General features: G+C 37.8%; 23 protein-coding genes, 2 tRNA genes, 1 rRNA gene and 1 pseudogene. 16 read left to right on the forward strand and 11 right to left on the reverse strand.

Annotation, left to right across the window (positions count from 1 at the left end; translation table 11 throughout):
- Positions 1-49 precede the first annotated feature (49 nt).
- Together J690_RS23045 and J690_RS23050 are read left to right on the forward strand one after the other, a co-directional pair.
- Positions 50-126: transfer RNA gene (locus J690_RS23045), tRNA-Arg, on the forward strand.
- 106 nt (positions 127-232) lie between these two features.
- Positions 233-826, forward strand: a complete 594-nt coding sequence (locus tag J690_RS23050; RefSeq protein WP_032038710.1) for an HAD-IB family hydrolase — start codon at positions 233-235, stop codon at positions 824-826.
- Positions 827-890: 64 nt separating this feature from the next.
- On the opposite strand, the gene J690_RS23055 is transcribed toward J690_RS23050, so the two are convergent.
- Entirely contained in the window at positions 891-2,951 is a 2,061-nt protein-coding gene (locus J690_RS23055; protein WP_032038712.1) for a beta strand repeat-containing protein, read from the reverse strand.
- Positions 2,952-3,323: 372 nt separating this feature from the next.
- Between J690_RS23055 and J690_RS24355 the strand changes: the two genes are divergently transcribed.
- Both J690_RS24355 and J690_RS23060 read left to right on the forward strand, forming a co-directional pair.
- Positions 3,324-3,443 (forward strand): hypothetical protein, encoded by a 120-nt coding sequence (locus J690_RS24355; RefSeq protein WP_147548252.1) that lies wholly within the window; start codon positions 3,324-3,326, stop codon positions 3,441-3,443.
- A gap of 88 nt (positions 3,444-3,531) precedes the next feature.
- Positions 3,532-3,608, forward strand: a tRNA-Arg gene (locus tag J690_RS23060).
- 115 nt (positions 3,609-3,723) lie between these two features.
- Here the strand turns inward: J690_RS23060 and J690_RS23065 are convergent.
- Positions 3,724-4,416: a nitroreductase family protein gene (locus J690_RS23065; RefSeq protein WP_017386973.1), complete on the reverse strand. Its 693-nt coding sequence runs from the start codon at positions 4,414-4,416 to the stop codon at positions 3,724-3,726.
- A 223-nt stretch (positions 4,417-4,639) separates the two neighbouring features.
- On the opposite strand from J690_RS23065, the gene J690_RS23070 reads away from it, so the two are divergent.
- On the forward strand, positions 4,640-5,137 hold the full coding sequence (locus J690_RS23070; protein WP_005804627.1) for a YcxB family protein: 498 nt from the start codon (positions 4,640-4,642) through the stop codon (positions 5,135-5,137).
- 39 nt (positions 5,138-5,176) lie between these two features.
- The gene (locus J690_RS23075) at positions 5,177-5,818 is read left to right on the forward strand and encodes a fumarylacetoacetate hydrolase family protein (protein ID WP_032038714.1); all 642 of its coding nucleotides are present in this window, start codon (positions 5,177-5,179) and stop codon (positions 5,816-5,818) included.
- Positions 5,819-5,921: 103 nt separating this feature from the next.
- Here J690_RS23075 and J690_RS23080 read toward each other — a convergent pair whose 3' ends face one another.
- On the reverse strand, positions 5,922-7,169 hold the full coding sequence (locus tag J690_RS23080; RefSeq protein WP_032038717.1) for a YihY family inner membrane protein: 1,248 nt from the start codon (positions 7,167-7,169) through the stop codon (positions 5,922-5,924).
- 361 nt (positions 7,170-7,530) lie between these two features.
- Here J690_RS23080 and wrbA point away from each other — a divergent pair, with 361 nt between their 5' ends.
- Complete coding sequence (gene wrbA, locus J690_RS23085; protein ID WP_212771366.1) at positions 7,531-8,133, forward strand: NAD(P)H:quinone oxidoreductase; 603 nt, start codon at positions 7,531-7,533, stop codon at positions 8,131-8,133.
- 52 nt (positions 8,134-8,185) lie between these two features.
- Here wrbA and J690_RS23090 read toward each other — a convergent pair whose 3' ends face one another.
- The 3 genes from J690_RS23090 to J690_RS23100 form a co-directional block, all read right to left on the reverse strand.
- Positions 8,186-8,761, reverse strand: coding sequence for a xanthine phosphoribosyltransferase (locus J690_RS23090; protein ID WP_002119547.1), 576 nt, complete (start codon positions 8,759-8,761; stop codon positions 8,186-8,188).
- A gap of 72 nt (positions 8,762-8,833) precedes the next feature.
- Positions 8,834-9,547 carry a DUF3108 domain-containing protein gene (locus J690_RS23095; protein WP_002119525.1) on the reverse strand — a complete coding sequence of 238 codons (714 nt, stop codon included), beginning with the start codon at positions 9,545-9,547 and terminating at the stop codon, positions 8,834-8,836.
- Positions 9,548-9,705: 158 nt separating this feature from the next.
- On the reverse strand, positions 9,706-10,377 hold the full coding sequence (locus J690_RS23100) for a hypothetical protein (protein ID WP_002119526.1): 672 nt from the start codon (positions 10,375-10,377) through the stop codon (positions 9,706-9,708).
- A gap of 232 nt (positions 10,378-10,609) precedes the next feature.
- Here J690_RS23100 and J690_RS23105 point away from each other — a divergent pair, with 232 nt between their 5' ends.
- The gene (locus J690_RS23105; protein WP_032038721.1) at positions 10,610-11,494 is read left to right on the forward strand and encodes an energy transducer TonB; all 885 of its coding nucleotides are present in this window, start codon (positions 10,610-10,612) and stop codon (positions 11,492-11,494) included.
- A 51-nt stretch (positions 11,495-11,545) separates the two neighbouring features.
- On the opposite strand, the gene ybeY is transcribed toward J690_RS23105, so the two are convergent.
- From ybeY to miaB, 3 genes are read right to left on the reverse strand one after another with little or no spacing between them, the layout of a single operon-like run.
- On the reverse strand, positions 11,546-12,022 hold the full coding sequence (ybeY, locus tag J690_RS23110; RefSeq protein WP_032038724.1) for an rRNA maturation RNase YbeY: 477 nt from the start codon (positions 12,020-12,022) through the stop codon (positions 11,546-11,548).
- Positions 12,023-12,031: 9 nt separating this feature from the next.
- Positions 12,032-13,120, reverse strand: a complete 1,089-nt coding sequence (locus tag J690_RS23115) for a PhoH family protein (protein ID WP_002119513.1) — start codon at positions 13,118-13,120, stop codon at positions 12,032-12,034.
- A 37-nt stretch (positions 13,121-13,157) separates the two neighbouring features.
- A complete protein-coding gene (miaB, locus tag J690_RS23120; protein ID WP_032038726.1) occupies positions 13,158-14,609 on the reverse strand; it encodes a tRNA (N6-isopentenyl adenosine(37)-C2)-methylthiotransferase MiaB in 1,452 nt (483 codons plus the stop codon).
- A 287-nt stretch (positions 14,610-14,896) separates the two neighbouring features.
- Between miaB and J690_RS23125 the strand changes: the two genes are divergently transcribed.
- From J690_RS23125 to J690_RS23140, 4 genes are all read left to right on the forward strand, one after another.
- Entirely contained in the window at positions 14,897-16,840 is a 1,944-nt protein-coding gene (locus tag J690_RS23125) for a lytic transglycosylase domain-containing protein (protein ID WP_032038729.1), read from the forward strand.
- A 57-nt stretch (positions 16,841-16,897) separates the two neighbouring features.
- The gene (locus J690_RS23130) at positions 16,898-17,560 is read left to right on the forward strand and encodes a ribonuclease T2 family protein (RefSeq protein WP_005804634.1); all 663 of its coding nucleotides are present in this window, start codon (positions 16,898-16,900) and stop codon (positions 17,558-17,560) included.
- Positions 17,561-17,771: 211 nt separating this feature from the next.
- Positions 17,772-18,758 carry a malate dehydrogenase gene (locus tag J690_RS23135; RefSeq protein ID WP_002119517.1) on the forward strand — a complete coding sequence of 329 codons (987 nt, stop codon included), beginning with the start codon at positions 17,772-17,774 and terminating at the stop codon, positions 18,756-18,758.
- A gap of 172 nt (positions 18,759-18,930) precedes the next feature.
- Positions 18,931-19,176 carry a DUF2789 family protein gene (locus tag J690_RS23140; protein WP_013196798.1) on the forward strand — a complete coding sequence of 82 codons (246 nt, stop codon included), beginning with the start codon at positions 18,931-18,933 and terminating at the stop codon, positions 19,174-19,176.
- Positions 19,177-19,239: 63 nt separating this feature from the next.
- Here J690_RS23140 and J690_RS23145 read toward each other — a convergent pair whose 3' ends face one another.
- The gene (locus tag J690_RS23145; protein ID WP_032038733.1) at positions 19,240-19,767 is read right to left on the reverse strand and encodes a hypothetical protein; all 528 of its coding nucleotides are present in this window, start codon (positions 19,765-19,767) and stop codon (positions 19,240-19,242) included.
- A 67-nt stretch (positions 19,768-19,834) separates the two neighbouring features.
- Complete coding sequence (locus J690_RS23150; protein ID WP_014207717.1) at positions 19,835-20,440, reverse strand: 2OG-Fe(II) oxygenase; 606 nt, start codon at positions 20,438-20,440, stop codon at positions 19,835-19,837.
- Positions 20,441-20,557: 117 nt separating this feature from the next.
- On the opposite strand from J690_RS23150, the gene J690_RS23155 reads away from it, so the two are divergent.
- From J690_RS23155 to J690_RS24515, 4 genes and pseudogenes are all read left to right on the forward strand, one after another.
- Entirely contained in the window at positions 20,558-21,415 is an 858-nt protein-coding gene (locus J690_RS23155) for a 23S rRNA (adenine(2030)-N(6))-methyltransferase RlmJ (protein WP_032038735.1), read from the forward strand.
- 41 nt (positions 21,416-21,456) lie between these two features.
- Positions 21,457-22,290, forward strand: a complete 834-nt coding sequence (pssA, locus tag J690_RS23160) for a CDP-diacylglycerol--serine O-phosphatidyltransferase (RefSeq protein WP_002119541.1) — start codon at positions 21,457-21,459, stop codon at positions 22,288-22,290.
- A 17-nt stretch (positions 22,291-22,307) separates the two neighbouring features.
- Positions 22,308-23,394 (forward strand): annotated as a pseudogene (locus J690_RS23165) (DUF6670 family protein).
- Between the two features lie 442 nt (positions 23,395-23,836).
- Positions 23,837-23,923 (forward strand): 16S ribosomal RNA (locus J690_RS24515); the annotation flags it as partial.

Here is a 23,923-nt window from a genome sequence, read left to right on the forward strand (position 1 = left end):
GAGCGCACCAAGTAAAATAGAACGAATCGCTGAAAGGCACACAAGTTACGCGCTCATAGCTCAGCTGGATAGAGCACTTGGCTACGAACTAAGGGGTCGGGAGTTCGAATCTCTCTGAGCGCACCAACTTGAAGAATTAACCGCTTTTATAGCGGTTTTTTTGTGCCTGTTTTTTATTACTTTAAAAAAATCTAAATTTATAACTTTTTAATTATATTAGAGATAATCATAAATGAACTTAGCTTTATTTGACTTTGACGGCACAATCACTCACAGCGATACATTCAGCCTATTCCTTAAATTTTCTTTAAATAAAAAAACTCAAATACTAGGTGGTATTCGACTTGCACCTTATATAGCGGGTTATAAGCTTGGATGGGTAACCGATAAAACCATTCGAACTAAACTCTGCCAAGTGGGATACGTGGGCTATGATGCGGATTCCCTAAAATATATGGGACAAGAGTTTGCTAAAAATGTCCTTCCTACCTGTGTGCGTCAAAATGCTTTGAAGCGTATTCTTTGGCATAAACAACAAGGTGATCAGGTTGTTGTTGTATCTGCATCATTAGGTGTTTATTTAGAAAGCTGGTGCCAATCTTTAGATTTAGACGTTATATGTAATCAACTTGAAATACGTGATGGTATTTTGACAGGTAATTTTATTAATGGTGATTGTGGTTATTTAGAAAAAGTAAATAGAATAAAAAACAAATATGATTTAACTCAGTATTCTACAATTTATGCTTATGGTGATACACCTAATGATTATGCAATGTTAGGGCTAGCGCATAAGAAATATTATAGATGGGAAGAAATGAATTAATACTTAAAGATATATTAATAAATAAAGCCACTTGTAATAAGTGGCTTTATTTTAATGACTTATATTAAACAGTATTGAAAGAGTTTTCTAAGAAGTTATCGGTAAGTAATGATGTAGGTACGATAGTATGCGTTGTATTAGTTACGCTTGATACTGTCGACGTTACTCCACCGAGTAAGCTACCACCAGTTAATCCACCTAGTAAATTAGAGATAACATCTAATCCGCCTTCACCCGTCACACCGCCTGTTAAGCTACCCACGATATCTGTTACGATGCCGATAGGGTTGTCTGTACCGCCAGTAACGCCACCAGTTAAGCCGCCTAGAAGGTCGGTCACTAAGCCAAGAGAACTATCACCATCTACGCTACCAGTTAAACCGCCAAGTAAATCAGTGACTAAGCCTAGTGAGCTATCCCCACCAGTTACCCCACCAATAGTTCCTGTCAATCCACCAATGATTTCTGTTACTAGGCCAGTAGCAGTTGTGCCATTTGTAATCAGCGTATCGAGAATACCGGTAGCAGATTCAGTAGCACCTTGAATGTCTCCACCCACTAGATCAGAAATGACTTCAAGTGTGCCATTTACTGTGTCACGAGAAGTTTCGAAAGTTAATGTGCCGAGGTCTGCAAGTTCAGAAACAGGATGTTCTGCTTGTGGAAGAATGCTGATAATTGTATCTGCAACTGTATCAATGCCAGTGTTGATAATTTCAGTTTTTAAGCTTTCTACGCCTTGAAGAATATCAATACCGCCTTGAACAACATCAATCACTGGAGAGATTGGCGAAGTTCCACCACCGATACCACCAGTTACACCGCCAATAATGTCGGTAATTACTTCAAGTGGGTTGCCATCAACACCACCAGTTACGCCACCGATAATGTCAGTCACGACTTCAAGAGGATTGCCACTAACACCGCCAGTTACACCACCAATAATGTCAGTTACCACGCCAAGTGGACTATCACCACTTGTTGCTCCGCCGATAATGTTATTAATAATTCCGGTAGCTGTTGACCCATTTGTAATCAGCGTATCGAGAATACCGGTAGCAGATTCAGTAGCACCTTGAATATCACCACCGACTAAATCAGAAACAACTTCAAGTGCACCGTTTACTGTGTCACGAGAAGTTTCGAAAGTTAAAGTGCCAAGATCTGCTAGGTCTGAAACAGGATATTCAGCTTGTGGAAGAATACCAATAATAGTATCAGCAACAGTGTCGATACCAGTATTGATGATCTCAGTTTTTAAGCTCTCTACACCTTGTAGAATATCAATGCCGCCTTGAACGACATCAATCACTGGAGCGATTGGAGATGTGCCATCACCGATACCGCCAGTTACGCCGCCGATAATATCGGTAATTACTTCAAGCGGATTACCATCAACACCGCCAGTTACACCGCCGATAATATCAGTAATTACTTCAAGTGGATTACCGTCAACACCACCAGTTACACCGCCAACGACATCTGTAATGCTTCCGACAACGTCAGTAACAATACCTGTCGCAGTTGTACCATTAGTGATTAATGTTTCAACGACACCAGTAGCAGACTCAGTAGCGCCTTGAATGTCTCCACCCACTAGATCAGAAATGACTTCAAGCGTGCCATTTACTGTGTCACGAGAAGTTTCGAAAGTTAGAGTGCCAAGATCAGCAATTTCAGAAACAGGGTGTTCAGTTTGAGGAAGAACACCAATGATAGTATCAGCAACAGTGTCGATACTTGTGTTGATGATTTCAGTTTTTAGGCTTTCAACACCCTGAAGAATGTCGATACCACCTTGAACAACGTCAATAACTGGAGCAATTGGAGAGGTTCCAAGATCAATACCGCCAGTTACTCCGCCAATAATATTAGTTACTGTGTCTACAGGACTTGTAGAACCGATACTGCCAGTAACAGTACCAACGGCATCAGAAACAAGGCCTGTTGTGGTTGTTGTAAGGGTATTTGTTACTGTAGATAGAGTATCTGAAAGTAAACCAGAAGTTGATATCTGGCCTTCAATAGAAGAGCTACCAGTTACAGTAGTGTTCACCGATACAATATTACCCAAATCTTGAGTAATTTTTGATATCGAAGATACGAGGTTTGTTAGTAAGAACATGTTGGTCTATTTCCTATATAATTTTGTATTTTTAAGTAAGTATTATTTATTGCGCTTTATAATTAATGAGATGTGTATCTCAATAATTGCGATTTAGTATTGGTTAGATCTCAAAAGCTGTCAATGTGTATTTTTAGTCACATTTTTTGTTATTAAATAATATTTAAAGAAATAATAATTTATTTAATTTAGACATAAAAATAATAATAATTTTTATATTATATAATTTTGACTAATTATTTTTTTAATCATATTTTCACTTATTTGAAGCATTATCTTAGTTAAATTTCAAACAGTCTTATAATGGTTAGGTTCAACCAGAAATATATTATTTATATAATGTTGACTAAAATAGTAGCCTTTATCTTCTAGATAGATGGCAAAAAGCTTCAAAAACTCTATAAAACTTATTTGAAAAAAAATATTTCAGATACATCTTTGGTGAGCAAAGTTTCAATAATTTTAGCTATAAAGCTATGTAAACTAGAGTGATGGCTAAGAACTAGACGTTTGATGACAGAAAGATGAAAAAAGGCTTCCTAAGCCTTAAAAAATGCGTATAATGCGCAACATCAAGTACGCGCTCATAGCTCAGCTGGATAGAGCACTTGGCTACGAACTAAGGGGTCGGGAGTTCGAATCTCTCTGAGCGCACCACTTGAAGAATTAACCGCTATATATAGCGGTTTTTTTGTACCTGTTTTTTATTAGTTCGATTTAAAAGCTAGTACTCATGGCAACCAGCTCTTAAATGATTTGAAGTTGAAAAAAATTAGCCAAATGTTTTAAAACGGCTTTCGTCTTCAATAAAAGCTTTTTCACCTGCTTCGCCTTCAATTGAACCAAATACTAATTGGGCTCTTAGTTTCCATTGCGCAGGAATATCAAAAGCAGCATTAATTTTCTCATCGATAATTGGGTTGTAATGTTGTAAAGAAGCTCCAATCCCTTGCTCAGCCAATACATTCCATACTGCAAATTGTGCAATTGCTGTTGAGTGTTCAGACCAAACTGGGAAATTATCAGCATATAATTCAAATTGCTCTTGTAGACCTTTAATCACATCTTGGTCTTCAAAAAATAAAACTGTACCAGCACCCGCTGCAAAACTTTGAATTTTTTGTTCAGTTCCAGCCAGTGCTTCGGCAGGAACAATCGTTTTTAATACATCTAAAACAATATTCCAGAAATTTTGATGAGACTCATTAAATAAAATTACAATGCGAGATGACTGAGAGTTAAATGCTGAAGGGCTATGTTTGACCGCTTCTTGAATTAACCCTTCAATCTCCGAAGGAGTATGTTGTAAGTTTTTCCCGATCGAATAAATAGAACGACGTTTTTTAATTAATTCTAAAAAGCTTGGCTGATTGAAAAGAGGGGACTCTTGAGTGGCTTGAGTAACCACATCTTTTGAGACTGTTGCTTTTTGATTTAAGCCAAATAATTTTGCAAAGAAAGACATGAGACATTCCACTAAGAAGGTAATGCTCTTATTGTAGAAATTTTAAAAACTGAAATAAGCTCAAAAAATATGAATCTACGTTCTATATATGCAACGTAGTTGATCTTCGAATCTCATAATAAGCTCTACTTTTAAACAAAATAAAAAATAGCCTTTGATTCATTTTAAAGCTGAAATGAATATGCTCTAATAGTTTCGATTTATTGAGTATTGATGCAGTGCAATGACTGAGCAAAAAACAGCTTTATCTTTACGTTACTATTTGAATTTAGAAGAGTCACAAGATGGATTTTCATTAGTGACATTTGGGAAAAAGCAATTTACCCGTTTTCTTACACCTGCAATTAGTATCGCAATTATTATTTGGGGATTTTATTTAGGTCTCTCTGGGGTTGGACGATATTATGTCGGGTTAGGCGTATTTTTTCTGGTGATGCAAGGCTTGATGCGTTACTGGCTTTTACCTATGTTATTTAAGCGTCAATTTGTTCGTTACCAGTTTGGAAAGAGTGAGCAGGGAATCGACTTATATCAAGATTACTTTGAGCTTTATGCCAATGGTCGTAAGCAGGTGATGCAATATACGGATGTGCAAACTTTTGCTAAAGGTAAATTGACCTACATGCTTGAGCTAAAGAATAAAACTGTAATTATTGTACCAAAGCGTGCATTTGCACAGGTTTCAGATCAAACCATATTTGAAAATACATTTAAGAAATAAATTATTGGAATTATTAGCCGCAACAACAAAGGAAGCCTCATGAATACACGTCCTTCAAAAATCGTTTGCGTGGGCAGAAGTTACGCCGATCATGTCAAAGAATTAAATAATGCTATGCCTGACAGCCCTATATTATTTATTAAACCACCGAGTAGTTTGATTGGTTTAAATGACGGTATTTCTTGGAATCCAGCGTGGGGCAGTTGCCATTTTGAATGTGAGTTAGTGTTACGTATTGATCAACTTTTGAAAGGTGAAACAGATCCTGAAAAAGCTTTAAAAGCGATTGGAGCAGTAACTTTAGGTCTTGATTTAACAATGCGTGATTTACAGAATGATCTGAAAAGTAAAGGCCACCCATGGGAGCGAGCTAAAGCTTTTGATGGTGCTTGTGTTTTGGCAGATTGGGTTGATACAAAAGAAATTACCAATTGGCAAGAGACCAAATTCACTTTCCATATTAATGACGAATTGCGTCAAGATGGTAATACTGCACTGTTAATGTTTACTATTGGCGAACTTTTAGCTGATATTAATCAGGTTTTTTCACTAGAACCAGGTGATGTGATTATGACAGGTTCACCTGCTGGGGTTGGGCCATTACATGCAGGTGATCAGTTGAAAATGACATTAAAAGGTGCAACGCAAGATTTTGCATGGGAAACTTTTGTAAAAGCATAACCCATTCCTAAAATTGCCCATAAAAAACCCTATTATTTTTTTAATAATAGGGTTTTTTTATTGGGAAGAAAGAGTGCCTATACTATTGAATAGTTCTACTTTCTTATTTCTCTTCAAAAATTGTTGAGAGTGGAATAGAAAGTTTTGCTGCTAAATAATCATTAGATTCGACCAAGGCGGGTCCTATTTTTTCCATCCATTCATCGTCATCATGTACATTCAAAACATCTTCACGTAATGGGAGAGGGTATGGGAGAGCAGTGAAAAAACTCCAAAAATCAACTTGGGATAAATTGCGCGCAAGCACATATTCATCTTTATCGGTACGTTTAACCAAATTTTGCTCTTCAAGCAAAAGTACATAAGCTGGCCAGCGGCCAATTTCTCCGCGACCTAAAATTTCTAAAGCTTCTTTGTCACTTACACTTTCACCGAGTTTCTGCTTTTTATAAAACAGCTCAAGAATATCTAATAGCATTAAAACAGGATGACGTTTTTGCTCTTTACCCGAGTGAAAAGCAGTTAGAGCAAAACTTACTTCTACACCAAGTAAAATAATGTTCCATGACAGGAAGATCCATAGAAGAAAAATTGGCACTGCTGCAAATGCACCATAAATAATTTCATAACTAGTGAAATTTGACATCACAAAGCTAAAGAAATTTTTGAGTATTTCAAACAGTACAGCACTTAAACAAGCCGCTATTCCTGCTGCATAAACTGGGACTGTGCGATTGGGAATGGTCCAATATAAAATGAAGAAACCCAAAATAGTAAGTACAAAAGAAATTAGCCAGAGTAAAAATGCCCCATCAAGTTGATAACCTGTGAAGTTATTACTTAATAAGTTCATCGATGCAACTGTTGATGAAATAACAAATGCGCTTCCTAAAATAATGGGACCTAAAGAGATGATTGTCCAATAGCGCATAAAGCCCATAATGCCACTACGAGTTTCTTTTACACGCCAAATACGGTTAAAGACGGTTTCAATTGAGGTCAGCATTAAGACAGTAGTAACGAATAAAAAAAGCACACCAATAACGGTTAAGTTGCTAGATTTTTCTGTAAAAGCATTTAGCGCTTTATCAAATGCGATCGTGCTCTTTGGTAAAAAGTTACTATAGATTAAATGTTGCAGCTGTTGTCTTGCGGATTCTAACGCTTTGATTGAAGAAATAATTACTAAAAAAACTGTTAACATCGGCACAACTGCGAATAGCGTTGTATAGGTGAGAGAGCCAGCTTGTTCACGGCACCGATCAGCTTCAAAACGCTTAAATACATATAAAACGAACTGAAACCAAGTTTTATTATAAAAAGGAAGTTTACTTAAAAAACGTTGTAACATGCGTCGTCTATCCCGATTTTTTTAATCATCATGTTGGGCGATTGATAGCTTATCAAAGTATGAGCTTAAGAACTCAAATCGTAGATTAAAGCGAAATAATAACTTATAGAATTAAACTCGTTCTGTAAGTTTACTATGTGCTATAGAAAGAATTGTACCCATAAACTTTTTTCAAAAAAGTAGGCTTTCTGTTGTCTGAGCAAGGGTTTACCAAAAGTAGATAAACTTTTTACGCGATGAGTCCGAGAAATTTGCTCGTGTTATCTTTTGTGCTACAGCATCAATCACCTTTAGAATTTCATAAAATTGGTTGCGCCAAAAAAATAAAAAATCCCGTATAGTGTTCTTTTTAACAAAATTTATGAAACCGATGCAACCTTACATTCTTGTACTCTATTACAGCAAATATGGTTCTACTAAAGAAATGGCTCATTTAATTGCCAACGGTGTTGAGTCTGCGGGTATGTCAGTGAAAATTCGGACAGTACCAAATATTGCTTCAACTGTCACAATAGCCGAGCCAAGCATTCCGGAAGAAGGTGATATCTATTGTACTTTAGATGATCTAGCGAATTGTTCAGGTTTAGCGTTAGGTTCTCCAACCCGCTTTGGCAATATGGCAAGTGAAATGAAATATTTTTGGGATCAAACAACGAGTCTTTGGCTCAATGGGGCATTACATAATAAACCCGCTTGCGTTTTCACTTCTTCTGGGTCAATGCATGGTGGGCAGGAAAGTACTTTGCTGACTATGCTGCCGCCGTTATTTCATCATGGCATGATGATTTTGGGATTACCTAATGCAATTCCAGCGTTATCTAATACTAAAACAGGTGGAACACCCTATGGCGCAAGCCATGTAAGTGGACCGCGTCATGACCAGAACTTAAGTCAGGATGAAAAGATTTTGTGTGAAGCTCAAGGCAAACGTTTAGGAGAGATTGCTAAAAAGCTTTTAGTTTAATTTTGAGCAAATAAAAAAGAGCGGATATCCGCTCTTTTTTTAGATGTACATCTTATTCTTTTACAAAAGTTACTTTGCCATCTGTAAGAGAGTGAACACGTGCTAATGATTCAACGCGGTAGCCTTTTTCAAGCAATAAATCACGACCTGGCTGGAATGATTTTTCAATCACAATACCCACACCTACAACTTCTGCATTTGCTTGGTGAATTAAATCAATCAGGCCTAATGCTGCTTGACCATTTGCCAAGAAGTCATCAATAACTAATGCTTTATCAGTTGAATGAAGATGTTTATTTGAAATCGCAATCGTGCTTTCAGTTTGTTTAGTAAAACTAAATACTTTAGAGCGATATAAGTCATCTTTTAAAGTCAATGACTGATATTTGCGAGCAAAAATTACAGGTACACCAAGTTCTAAACCTGCCATGATTGCAGGTGCAATACCTGATGCTTCAATGGTAATAATCTTGGTAATCCCTGCATCTTTAAAGCGAGCGGCAAATTCTTTACCAATCTGCTGCATTAATACAGGATCAATTTGGTGGTTTAAGAAAGCGTCGACTTTCAAGACTTGATCAGATAGAACGATACCTTCTGTTAAGATTTTCTGTTCTAGTGCGTGCACGGGAGAATCCTCTAGACGGATGCTTTTTAAAGCAAATGCGTATTTTAAAAAGCATCCAAAAAAATGCAAGCTTTAATTCGTCTTACCTGTATAACTTGTTAATAACAATCCATAAGAAGTTTTACCATCAATATGACTTACTTTAACTGGTAAATAATCTAATTTCGGCGCTAACCAAAAGATTGTACTGCGTTCAGGTTTGTTGTGTTGTAAAACCACTTTAATGGTATCGAATGTTCCATAAGAGGTTTTAATTTTCTCATTACCTTGTTTTACAAATCGACGATTTTCAACTTCTTTTGCATCTGCAAGTGGATAAGAGGACTTCAGTGAACCATTTTTTAAGTCTTCACGCAGTTGTAACTCTGCGTTTAACTCATCAAGAACGCCTGCCTGCCAAGCAAATGAACGAGCTTTATCATCTTTCTTAGTAGAGATAGTTTTGCTATTTGGATTAAAGTTAATACTCATGGTGTTGTTATGAATCAAAATTTTGCTGGTACGGCTAAAACTTTGAGACCCAATTTTACCATTGGTGAAACTAAATTTACTTGTTTCACTTGCGGACGCAATTCCGCCTGCTTTTGCAGTGAATTTATAAGTCCAGTTATTACCTTGCTGGCTTAAGGCACGTGTAGCCGACCCCATGCCTTTATTATTGTAAGTAAACTGATAATTCGCCTGAAATGGACTCATGGCAAGTGCATGGCTTGAGAAGCCTGCAAAAAGCAAAGTTGTTGAAATACCTGTTGCGATGCCAAATGATTTCAGAAATTTTGTTGCCATAAGTAAATATCCTTGTACAGACTAAAAAGTCAGTGCTGATGCATCTGTAACTTAAACATATTATGCCTGTTGATCATGGAGAAAAAATCAGGATTTATGCTAAATGTGTAATCTATTTGTGTTTTTTGGCAGTTAATTCATCTTCATTTATAAACCGTTTATTCATCTTTTTGCTGAATTGGCGTTATTTCAGAATCCGCGAATTCTTCTTCAAAATCGTCGTCCTGATCACGAGAAAGTAAGGCTGCTAAATTCACATTTCCAAATACAACTAACTCAGCTTCACGAACTCGTGCGTAATTTATATGTACTTTGCCTAATGTTTCGATGATGCTGGCTTTTTTGCCAAACCAACGGTTGAGATCAAGAAATATAAGTTCATCGCGTTCTTCTGCTACATTAAAACGTTCAAGAATCATCCCCAAAGGGTCTTTTTTCAAAATTTTATGGTAATAAAAAACTGCGGCTTTTACGGCGATCTTTTGCCAAAAGTTTTTATATTTCGCTTCAATAATTTGTGTATTGCTAATTTGTTCAAAAACTAAGAGCTGTTGTTCTTTATTAAATTCCATCTGGATCAGTTTTAAATCAACCGATAGTGTGGTTTCTAAACCTTTTACATGCATGGTTGCATATAATCTTAACCAGTCATGATAAAGATCTGCATGTAGGTCATCTAAAAACTCAACATTATTGGTCACGTAACGTTGCAAAGTAGCATTCAGAAAGGTTTGCGATAATGTAAAATCTCTTTCTTCCTCAATGAATGCTTCTGCTTTTTTATAGACTTTTTGAAGGCGTCTGACTAATGAGGAAAATAGCGTTTGCATAAAAGAACTTCCAGAAGATAATTTACTAAAGAGCCCACACAATCTTTATTATGATAAAAAACGGGTTTTGATATTGCAGTGTAGCAAATTTACTTGATACATTTTGACAAAATGAAAATGGATAAAACCCTATATTTGAAGTGAATCACACTTTTATCCATATTTGAATATCAGTTTGTATTTTATTCGGTATTAAACCGTGGGGAAAAGGCATTTATATGCTTTTAAGATTATGTTAAAAAAAAGAAGTTTATCCATAGAGCCTTTTCATCATTGGTGGCAAGACCGAGTCTTTATTGCCGCAACAATATTGGCAATCTTACTGCATATTTTTGTATTGCTCATTCACTTTGCCATGCCTAGCCCCTCAGAGCAATCTACTAAAGAAATTGCAATTTCAATTCGGCCAAGCAATGAGCCAGTTCACCAAGCAGATTTTTTAGCGCAAGCAGATCAGCAAGGCGCGGGCGCATTTCGTGAAGCTCATCGGACTTCTAGTGATACTCCAAATCCGATGCTCAATGATGCTTCAACTGGAGATACTGAGTTAGAAAGTTTGCAAAAGATTCATCAACAAAGAGAGCTTAAATTTGAAGAAAAAGTTTTAATGACGGTTTTGAGTTGGCAGAAACAAGCGGATGCAAGCCAAAGAAAAAAAGAACTAGAACAACTACAAAGTCAATTTCAAGCAAAAGCTGCCATGGTTGCAAGCCTTGAAGCACAATATTTGCAACGCCAACAAGATTTCAGCCGTCAGCAAAAAATTAAAACAGTAGATGGTATTCAAGCAAAGAAAGATGCTTCAGCTATTTATTTAGATAAATTTCGTGAAAAAGTAGAGCTTTATGGCAACCGCTATTACCCTGAAGAAGCAAAACAGCAACAGCTAAGAGGTGAAGTGCGTTTAATGGTTATTTTGAATGCTCAAGGCGGAATTCGTGCAATCCGTCTGCTTGAAAGTTCAGGGCATTCAATACTAGATGAAGCAGCTAAGTCTTCAGTACGTCGCGGTGCACCATTTGGACATTTTGATGCGAATATGAAAGATATTTCGGAGTTGCGTATTGTACGTACTTGGCGTTTTGACCCAGCTGAAGCTGAATTTGAGGTTCACTAATTAAAAAATGTGGATAACTTTTAGGATATCCACATTTTAATAATGATCACATTATTCCTGATAAGGGTTAGCAATATTGAGTTTTGCTAAAATTTCAATTTCTAAGCCTTCCATCTCTTCTGCATCTTCATCACTAGTTTCATGGTCATAACCAAGTAAATGTAAAACACCATGTACTAACAGATGTGCAAAATGATTTTGGGCAGTTTTCTTTTGTTCCAAAGCCTCTTGTAATACCACTGGAATACAAATAACTAAATCACCTAATGGTAAGGCATCTAGCATTGGTAGAACTTCTTCTGGAATATCACTTGGGAAAGATAAAACATTAGTTGGTTTATCTTTTTCTCGGTATTGCAAATTGAGTTGCTGGCTTTCATCCGGATCTACGCAAGCAACTCCAATTTCACAATCTTCTTTATAACCAACGTGGCGTAAAGTGGTCTCAATAATTTTTTTGAGTTGAGCCCGTTTGAGCTCTAACTCAGGTGATTGAAAGTCTTGTTGTAAACTTAAACTGATTTTCAAAATGAATCCTTAAGCATCCTGGTGTTGCAAGTCTGCTGCTGTATCGTTTTCAGCAACTAATGCTTCTTGACGTGCTTTACGTTCAGCACGTGCTTCAGCATTAAGACGCTGTTGTTCACCATCCCAACCTTCATACGCTTCAACAATTTTTTGAACAAGTTGATGACGTACAACGTCACGGGAATGGAAACGGGTAATATGAATTTCTTTAATGTTCTCGAGTACACGTAGGGCATGTGCCAAACCAGATTGTTGGCCTCGAGGTAAATCTACTTGGGTAATATCACCTGTAATCACTGCACGAGAACCAAAACCTAAACGGGTCAAGAACATTTTCATTTGTTCTGGCGTTGTGTTTTGAGCTTCATCCAAAATTACAAATGAATGGTTAAGTGTGCGACCACGCATATAGGCAAGAGGTGCAACTTCAATCACTTGACGCTCGATTAACTTGGCAACTTTTTCAAAGCCAAGCATTTCGTAAAGAGCATCGTAAAGAGGGCGTAGGTATGGGTCGATTTTCTGAGTTAAATCACCCGGTAAGAAACCTAGCTTTTCTCCAGCTTCTACAGCAGGACGTACAAGTAAAATCCGTTGGATTTCATTACGTTCGAGCATATCTACTGCGGCGGCAACTGCTAAATAGGTTTTACCTGTACCCGCAGGGCCAACACCAAAAGAAATATCGCTTTGCAAAATACGCTGTACGTAGCGTTTTTGATTGGCACCACGTGGGTTAATACGGCCTTTTCGAGTTTGGAAATAGACATCCATTGGTGCATCATGTTCATCCATTTCTTCTCCAACTAACTCGAAATTACGTTCAGTTTGAGAAGATTGAATTAATAGATGCAACAGATCTGCACTGATTTGCTGGGATACCTCAGACTCTTCGTAGAGTCGTTGCAATAATGCTTCGGCTCTCCCAACAGCATCTATCTCACCATCGATATGAAAAACATCTCCACGATGAGTAATTTTGACATCTAAACGCTGTTCAATTTGCTTAAGGTGCCCATTATAGGCACCCAAGATGCTCTTTAAACGTTCCATTGAAATTTCAGGAAATGTTACGGTACGTCGAATCGCTGCAGTCAAGAGAAAACCTTTCAGTAGACTTTAGAATACCTCTACATTACGCCACGTCAGGCTCAAGATTCAAGAGCTCACCGTAAACTAAATTTAAAGTTTTAATTTCAGTAATCTCGATCTCTGCAAAACGACCTACCCAAGAAGCATCACCTACAAAAGTGACTAGACGTGTATTGTCGGCTGTACCTAGTAAAATATTAGGGTCTTGGTCCGAAACTTTTTCAATAAGAACACGTTCAATTTTGCCAAGCATTGCATCAGTTTTTTCAATGCTAGACTGTTTAATCACTTTTTGAACTTGAGCTAAACGCTCTTTCTTAACGTGCTCAGGCGTAGTATCAGGTAAGTCTGATGCAGGTGTACCTGGACGTTTTGAATAAACAAAGCTATATGAGTGATCAAAATCTAAGTCTTTGATAAATTGAAGTGTTTCGGCGAAGTTTTCATTAGTTTCACCAGGGAAACCAATAATAAAGTCACTCGATAAGTGCATATCAGGACGTATTTTTCTTAATTTGGCAATCTTGTCGATATAAACATCAATCGTATGATTTCGCTTCATTGCCTGTAAGACATCATTTGATCCACTTTGAACAGGTAAGTGTAAATGTGACACCATTTGAGGCAAATCTTCATAACACTGAATTAGCTCGTCAGAGAACTCAAGTGGGTGCGATGTTGTATAACGTAAACGTCCAATACCTGGAATTTCTGCAACGAGTCGTAACAATTCAGGGAAGGTACAGATGCCACCTTCGAAGGTTTCACCGCGATATCCATTTACATTCTGACCCAGAAGTGAAATTTCACGGACACCTTTTTCCGCAAGACCTGCAATTTCTGCAAGTACATCATCTAATGGACGAGAAACTTCTTCACCGCGTGTGTAGGGAACTACACAGAAAGAACAGTATTTAGAGCAGCCTTCCATAATAGAAACGAATGCTTTAAAGCCTTCTACACGTGGTTCGGGCAAGAAGTCGAATTTTTCAATATCTGGGAAAGAAATATCAACCAGTTTGATTTTATCTTTTTTAGGTTTTTCTACTTGAGCATTATGTTGATCAAGCATTTGTGGTAAACGGTGTAATGTTTGTGGGCCAAAAATCATGTCTACATAAGGCGCACGTTTTTGAATGTTGTCACCTTCTTGGGACGCAACACATCCACCGACACCAATCACAAGATCAGGATTTTTGTCTTTTAGTTTGCGCCAGCGACCTAATTCACTAAATACTTTTTCCTGCGCTTTTTCGCGAATAGAACACGTATTCATGAGCAGAATGTCTGCTTCATTAGGGTTGGTCGTCAAAACGTAACCGTGAGAATCCCCTAAAAGGTCTGCCATACGGTGACTGTCATACTCATTCATCTGACACCCTTGAGTTTCAATATAAAGTTTTTTTATTGAAACATCAGTGGTGTGCGTTGGCTGGGTAACAGTGTTTTCTGAGGCAGCTTTAGCACCATTGGGAATGAAGGTTTGAACCGTCATGCAGGCTCCTAACAGATCGATCTAAAAAAGAATAAATTGGCCCAAAATGGGTCAAACCATCTATTATACCAGTATTTGAGCTGAACCGATAACAGTAAACTTTCAGAACATGACACAGTTTTTGCGAAGTAAATTAGGTGAATTTTAATGATGTTGAATCATAGAGTTACATAACACAACAAAAGAAAGCACGAAGAATAATTAAACTATGTGTTGAAGGTGAATAGTCAGGGTTTAGCACATATATGAGACCAAGTAGAAAGAGCTCATCAATCCATAGTCGTGTAATGAAAAATAAATATATACCTCGTAGCTGGTTAGGAGCTATGTGTTTACTTGGTTGTTCATTTACCTATGCTGCCGAAGAGCAGTTTAATGATGCACTAAATGCTGCAAATAGTGGTAATACCGCGTTATTAGACCAATATCAGCTTGCTATGCAAAATGATGTGTTGGGATACTATCCAGAATATTGGAAACTTAATACAAACCTTGGCTTTCAACCTACTGCCTCTATCGTAAACTTTGCTCAACGCTATCCACAGTCAGCAATGGCTGAAAAATTAGCAGCCGATTATGTTGAAGAAAAAGTTAAACAAGCTGACTTTGCATCTGCACAACCCGTCTTATCTTATGTCACCAACCCTGACCAAGCCGAAAATTGTGCTTTGGCACAGGTACGGGCGAAAAGTGGTGATGCATTAGTTTTTGCTGAATATAAAGATGTTTGGTTAGCAACTGAGTCGCAACCAGAATCTTGCTTAGGTTTAGGGCGCATGATGTTATCTAGCCCTTTAATGAGTGCACAAGATAAACAACAGCGTCTATGGGTACAATTGCGTGCAGGTCTGTCTGGGCAGGCGCTCGCGACAGCACAAACTTTGGGTTTGAATTTGTCTTTGGCTCAGCTTAACCAAATTCAGGCCAACCCACTCAATTATTTATGGAGTGCGCCTAAAACAAATGATGCAGATTATGCTTATTTGATTTTTGCGTTAGGGCGTTTAGCTAATAATGACTTAAGTAATGCTTTTTCAAATGTGCAGCGTGTTGCCCAAGGTACGCCACAAAATGTACAAAAATATTTATATCGTACGGTAGCCTATATTGGTGGCACCACGGTAATGAAAAATAATTTTAATCGTGAAGTTCTTCAATATTTTGACGCAAGTTATGGTTATCCATTAAGTCCGGAAGAAGCTGAAATTTATGCGCGTCAGGCGATTCGTTTTGGGGCGTGGGAAAGTTTAATTCGCGCTATTGATAGTATGACGGTAACCCAAAAACAAGAAGACCGTTGGCAATATTGGCTTGCTCGTGCGTCAGAGCAGCGTGGTGATAGTGCTTCTAAAGCAACAGCACAACAAATTTATAGAAAACTGGCTCAGGCTGGTGATGACTATCATAACCTTTTAGCAAAAGATCGCTTAGGTGAACGTTATAACCATCAACCTTATGATGATCAGCCAACGGCAAGTGATTTAAGACGTTTAGATCAGAATATTCACTTTAATCGTGCTTTTACTTTAAGACGTATTAATGCAAATCCAACTTACACGAATCGAGAGTGGAATTGGGCAGTTCGTCAAGCATATCTTCAGCACGATGATGGTTTACTTTTAGCTGCGGCAAAGCGTGCTCATGACATGGGCTGGTATGATCGTGCAATTTATGCAGCAGATCGTACAACAAATAAGCATAATGATACTTATCGCTATGTAACTCCACATAAGACTAATGTCGTAAGTCATAGTTACAATGCAGGAATTGATCCAGCATGGGCTTATGGTTTAATGCGTCAAGAAAGTCGGTTTGTTACTTCTGCACGTTCTCACGTTGGGGCGGGGGGTCTTATGCAAATTATGCCTGATACAGCGAAGTTGATTGCACGTCAAATGGGTGAAACTTATAATCCGGCTGCATTAAATGAAATGAATACCAATATTCGATATGGAACATTTTATTTGTCGATGATTCAGGGACAATTAAGCAATAACCCTGTTTTGGCGACAGCAGGTTATAATGCGGGGCCTAATCGGGCTAGACGTTGGCAACCGGACTATCAATCAATTTCGGCTGACCAATATACTGAGACAATTCCATTGTTAGAAACCAGAGACTACGTCAAGCACGTTATGACGAATGCAACACATTACGGCGTAATATTGGGTCAAGGCGCCCAGTCGTTATCGCAGCGTATGAAAGTCATTCCAATGCGTACATCGCCTTAACTTTAAGGTGGTTGATGATGGATCTTCTTTTAATTGGCATATTCAAGTTTTAATTAAATGAAATATAGATATTTGGAACTTCGTTCAATTTTGCAACTTGCATGGTGGCTCATCTGTGCGGGAGTAGGGTTGATGAGTTCCGTTTTACATGCCGAACCTGTTAATTTACAGGGGTATGTTATGCATGTGCAAATGACACCTGCCGCATGTGCATTAGATCCCTCTAAACAAAAACAACGTAAATGTCTTGAAGGATATTCACTGACAATTACAGGCCTCATGCCAGAAACAAACCAAAGTAACTGCTCAACAGACAGTTCTGCAACCTTGTCTCCATTGCAAGCCAAAGTCGTGGCTCGGGTTATGCCTGATAATAATGCTCGTGTACAGCTATGGAAAAGTGTAGGCGGATGCGTTCCTATGAATGCAAGCCAATATTTCCGTACGGTTATTAATTTTGCTGAACGTTTAAAAATTCCGGCTAGTCTCACAAGTTCAACAAATGTTGAAATGCAGCAATCCGCTTTAAGACAGCAGTTTGTACGTCTTAATCCGAGCTTACCTCAAAATGGTATCCGTTTTAGTTGTCAATTATCACGTTCAGATGTGGTCTTAACGGAAGTGAAAGTTTGTTACACGGTAAAGGGGCAATATAAACAATGTGCAAATCATGTGGTATCGAATTGCCCTGGTGAAATCATGATTAAAGGTAGTTATTAAAGCTTACCAACATTTCGTAAGGAAATGCTGACCATACATTGAATCTATTTGTAAAGATTAATTTGTATTTTCTATCAGACTTTTGGTGAAAACGAGTCGCTTTTACATGCATCTGCCAAATCTTTAGAGTACAATCTTTGCCGTTTATGATGATTTGGTTAGATGGAATTCCTATTTAGCCCGATTAAGGACACTCATTGGAGACAATTACATGAAGCAACCCGTTCGTGTTGCCGTGACTGGCGCTGCAGGTCAAATTGGTTACAGCTTATTATTCCGTATTGCAAGCGGTGAAATGTTAGGTAAAGATCAACCTGTTATTTTACAATTGCTTGAAGTTCCAGTTGAAAAAGCACAACAAGCGCTTAAAGGCGTAATGATGGAACTTGATGACTGTGCTTTCCCTTTATTGGCTGGCATGATCGGGACTGATGATCCGAAAGTTGCATTTAAAGATGCTGACTACGCATTATTGGTAGGTTCTCGTCCACGTGGTCCTGGTATGGAACGTGCTGACTTGTTAAAAGTTAACGGTGAAATTTTCATCGGCCAAGGTCAAGCATTAAACGAAGTTGCTAGCCGTAACGTTAAAGTATTAGTTGTAGGTAACCCTGCAAACACTAACGCTTACATCGCAATGAAATCTGCTCCAGATCTTCCAGCGAAAAACTTCACAGCTATGTTGCGTCTTGACCACAACCGTGCGTTGACTCAAGTTGCTCAAAAAGCTGGTGTTGCAGTTGCTGACATCGAAAACTTAACAGTTTGGGGCAACCACTCTCCAACAATGTATGCTGACTACCGTTTTGCAACTGCAAATGGCGAAAGCTTAAAAGACAAAATCAACGATCCAGCTTGGAACAAAGACGTATTCCTTCCAACTGTTGGTAAACGTGGTGCTGCGATCATCGAGGCACGTGGTTTGTCTTCTGCTGCTTCTGCTGCTAACGCTGCAATTGACCATATGCGTGACTGGGCGCTTGGTACAAACGGCAAATGGGTAACTATGGGTATTCCATCTGATGGTTCTTATGGTATTCCTGAAGGCGTTATGTTCGGTTTCCCTGTTACAACTGAAAACGGTGAATACAAAATCGTTCAAGGTTTAGAAATCGATGAATTCAGCCGTGAGCGTATCAACTTCACTCTAAACGAGCTTGAAGAAGAACGTGCAGCAATTGCTGATATGGTAAAATAATTCATCAGCTTGATGAGTTAAAAAAAGCACTCTTTAGAGTGCTTTTTTATTGAATCCTGAAAAAGCAAACACAAAAAGCAACAAGAAAATATAGACACTATCATGCAAGTAAAAACGTTTTATTGTTAGATTAGTTAATAGATGATTTAAAATAAGTTATAGGAGAATAACAATGTTTGAACAGCAACCGACTTTAGAGCTTTTATTTGATCAGTTGGGTTTAGCTTCTGATGAAGCAAGTATTGAAAACTTTATCAAAACACATCAATTGCCAGCCGAGCAAAAATTACATGAAGCGTCTTTTTGGTCAAAAGGCCAAAGCGATTTTTTGAAAAGTCATTGGGAAAAAGATGATGAGTGGATTGTGGTTATTGATGAGCTTAATGAACAACTGCATGAAGACAGCGTGAAAAAATAATTTCAAAAAAATAAAGCCTGTTCTACAAGTAATACGTAAAACAGGCTTTATTGCATTAAGAGTTTAATGTGTTTTTACTTTTAATTTATCTTTATACCATGGCTCATGACGTACAAGGTCAAATACAGGTTGGCCATGAAGCAATTCAAGATCACATGTAGACGTTGATAAATATTTAGTTAACCAATGTCGTGTTAATGCTGACTCTTGTCGTGCTGCTGAAGCATATGCCAAGAAGAAATAGATATCAGCATGTTCATGATGTGCTAATGGCTTCAAAATTTGTTGAGTAATCAGCGCAAAACGTTTTTCTTTGTTTAGTTCAAAATAAAGCATATACGCTTTGGCTAAGTGTAAAGACAAATTAAGGTATAAGCTCAATGGCATTTCTTCATATTCCATGCGAGCTTGTTCAAGCAGAACAATAGCTTCTTGTAAAAAATGAAGTTGTTCTTGGCGAACACGACTTAATATTACAAGTTGCATGCGTAACTCAGCACGCTCTAAAGCAAGCTCAGGCGTATTTTCAGTCAAATAAAGTTGGTCTGTTTCACCAATTCGGTTCACAATTGTTTTACTTTCAATAGACATACGCCATCACCTTTTTTAATCAATAGCTTTTATATCGGGTTCATTTACCAAATTTAAAGAGTAACCTTTAAACCCAAATAGAATTTCCACTACGAAGCCAAGCTGTAATAGAAAGTCTTTGTTGTTTTGAAATTAATACTTCATGTAGTAAATCGCTTTGGAATATTACCAGTCGATTGGGTTCGGGATTAACAATATGCCATTTCTCATTTTTATCTTGCAGTCGTAATTGTCCACCCCAATCTTCTTGCCATTCTGGATGTAGATAATAGACAGTTGAGATAATACGATCATTTTTTTGTTGAGGATTGTCTCGATGTAAAGCATAAAATTCACCCAAATTATAACGAGCAAAATGAGCTTCAACCTCTTTAATCCCTAAATAGAATGCTTGATTTAGACTTTGTGAGAATAAAGTTAAGGTTTCAATATGTTGCTGAGCAATAGGGAGTTGATCATTAATCCAGAGAATATGGTCGCTACGAATATTGCTTACAACGCCGTTTTGAATGCCTGCTTCTCTAAATTCATCCATATGATGGCTACATTCTTGAGAAACCTGTGCGCGATATTGATCTGGATATGCTTGATTTATAATGGCAAAGCCATGCGCATTTAAATCATCTAAAATTTGATCCAAATTCCATGAATCAGGAAGTGAGTGAGAACGCATATAACCTCGAGTAGATCGTAAAAATATCAAGCAGCTCTATTTTAGATGATCACAACCTTACGAAAGAATATTTTTTTCATGTTAAACTATTTGTTGAATTGAGGAATTAAAGTCAACATGAATTACCGTCACCATTTCCATGCGGGCAACTTTGCAGATGTTATGAAGCATGTGCTTTTGCTACAGCTTCTCAACCGTTTAAATGCTAAAGATAAACCTTATCGTTATATCGATACGCATGGAGGGGCCGGCAAATATGATTTATCTCTGGCACCTGCACAAAAGTCTGGAGAATTTCTCACAGGCATTCATCGTCTAGTTCAACTATCTGAAATGGAAAAGCGTCAGGCACCTGAAGCAATCCAACAATATTTGAAGTTAGTCGAACAATTGCGTTCTGAAGAAGGTAAGGGAAGTTATCCAGGTTCTCCTTGGTTCGCTCTGCAAGGCATGCGTGAAATCGACAAGGCAACTATATTTGAAATGCAGCGTGATGTATTTCAGCAATTACGTCATAACATTCGTGATAAACGTGCAGGTTTACATGAGCGTGATGCATATGAAGGCTTGCTTGGCGTAATTCCGCCAAAAGAAAAGCGCGGTCTTGTTATGATTGACCCTCCTTACGAATTAGAACGTAAAGACTTTCCGCAATTAGTTGAACTTTTACAACAAGCTCATAAAAAATGGCCAACAGGCGTTTTTGCAGTTTGGTATCCAATCAAAGATCGAGCGATGATTGAGCGTTTTGAAAAGAAAATGCTTAAAACGGGTATTCGCCGTCAGTTAGTTTGTGAAATTTGTGTGTGGCCAGATGACACCCCTGTAGGTCTAAATGGTTGTGGTCTATTAGTGATTAACCCACCTTGGCAGTTCTCAGAACAAGCAGACCAAGCACTACAATGGTTATTCCCACATCTTCGCATGCAAGAAACTGGTGGTCATGCTGCTGTTCGCTGGTTGGTAGGTGAGTAACAGTTAACTTAAATCAATGCACATGTTTGGAATAGAAAATAATGACAAATGCGCCTAAACCAGAGCAAGATTTAACTCATAATGAACATTCATTTGATGGGATTACATTTGAAGTGGTTGAAGAAGAAGATAATCCGGAAGGACAAAAAGTGAAGCGCCGAGGTATTTATCTTTGGCCTAACTTAATTACAACCGCTGCTCTGTTGTCCGGTTTCTATTCCATCATTGCAAGTATGAATGGGGATTTTAATCAAGCGATCTATGCCATTTTTATTGCAGCGCTATTGGATGGCTTAGATGGTCGAGTTGCTCGAGCAATTGGCGCTCAAAGCGCTTTTGGCGAACAATATGATTCTCTCTCAGACTTGTTAGCTTTTGGTGTGGCTCCAGCAATGCTGATGTATAGTTGGAGTTTGCATGATTTAGGTCGCATTGGTCTGGCTTGTTGTTTTGTTTATACAGCCTGCGCAGCCTTCCGACTAGCGCGTTTTAATGTGCAAATTGGCGTTGTTGATAAGCGTTATTTTATCGGCATTGCAAGTCCACTCGCTGCTATTATCATTATTTCACTCGTCTGGGTTGCTCGCGATTATCCTTTCATTTTTGATTTACGTGATATTGCGATTCAAACTATTAATGCTGTTCTTATGGTAATTGTGGGATTACTCATGATTTCCAATATTAAATATTATTCTTTCAAACAGATGGATCGTAAACGCGTTCCTTTTGTAGTTATGTTGCCAGTAGTACTGATTTTTGCGGCAATCACTTATAATATTCCAATGGGCATTTTGACAGTTTCAATTATCTATGCTCTATCTGGTTTTGTTACGACTTTATTTGCACGCAAGAGTAATGAAACACTAAAAACATAAAATAGAAGAGGTTCAGTATGCCTAAGTTGATAAGTGAAATTAATCAATTACAGCAGCTGGGCCCTAATGCTAAAGAGGGGGTTGTTTATCAACCTTCTCGTGGCTTTTTTAAAATTGTTTATCAAGGCTTGATCCTTCCAAATTTACCAACCCCACTTCGTTATTTTAATTATATTAGTTTAGTGGGACAGCCACGTATTCCTCTGTGTTATAATACCCACAGCATTACAACTTCAGCTATCGACACTGCAACAGTGCTTGTAAGTAATAGCCAACATAGTGTGGGACATTTAAAAACATATTCTATTCGACGCCAATGCCAGTTTGATTCGACGCTATATCAATTTGATAAAACTGATCTGATTCAATGGCAAATTCCCGTGATTCGCCTTCAGAGATTAGACCCAGAAATGGGGTGTGATCTTACGATTCAGATTCCAGAAAATATATCTAATGCCTCTGCTTTGCAGTGGGGTGTTTCTGACTATTGGTCAACACTATGTGTATGTAAAGGGGAAATTTTTTATAAAGGACAGAAATATCAAATTGAAGGGTTGGGGCGATTTAAACACGCGCGAGCTTTGCACTTGCCGTTCTTATCTTTATGTTTCTATACGTGCCAAATTATTAACTTAAATGAAACGACTCAGCTTACATTCTTACAAATAAGAAATCAGTGGAATATCATCCTATGTTCAAGATTAGATATTCAAGAATTTGGGAAGCCTGTTGAAAGTTTTACAGAAGACGTAAATTTACATATCCACCGAGTTTATCCAAAGGTTAAAACACCGAATGGTAAAGAGATGTACTTGCCTAGGGAGTTTTCTTGGCAATGTGGGAAAAATGGAAAAATAATTTTTGAACTTTATGCACAAAGCCGAGGTGACTATAAGTTTGGTTTGGCGGCGGGATATGTGGGAAGCTTTCAATATCAATTAAGCTGGAATGAACAGTGTTTGCAAGGAGAGGGTGGGTACTGTGAATATATTGATTGTCGCCCACTTAGATGGCAAGAAAAGAATCAAGACGAGAAAATTTTAGATAAATTGATGCTTTTACAACCATGTTTATATAAAAAATAACTATTTTTATCATTTTTGATTAAAAAGCGAACTGTTGTTGCACTAATATTAAAAAAGGTATTGCAAAGGGGATGAGATGGTCTATAATGCACATCCATCGGCGGTGATGCAGATAGAAACTTGTTGAAAAACAGTTACTTGTGATTAAGTTGGTTGCTTTAAGTGATGAATTTGATGGTAAGTTGGTTTGAGAGATAAGTTTTAAAAATATCGAAATTACCTGTTGACTTTTAAGAGATTAAGAGTAATATAGCCGACCTAGCTTGCTGGTGACGAACCAGGAAGAAGATCATTAAGAGAATTGAAGAACAACTTGTGTGGATTTTTACTGATTGATTAATCGAAATAATTTTCATTGATTGATTGGTTTAAATTACTCGAAGTTTATTTGAGCGAAATTTAAGTCAGTAATTGATGAGCCAGAATTGGCACCTTGTCTTTAATAAGGTGCAAAATGATTTTAACTGAAGAGTTTGATCATGGCTCAGATTGAACGCTGGCGGCAGGCTTAACACATGCAAGTCGAGCGGAGAGAGGTAGCTTGCTAC

This window comes from Acinetobacter sp. 742879 (assembly GCF_000588535.1).
GTDB classification, from domain to species: domain Bacteria; phylum Pseudomonadota; class Gammaproteobacteria; order Pseudomonadales; family Moraxellaceae; genus Acinetobacter; species Acinetobacter pittii.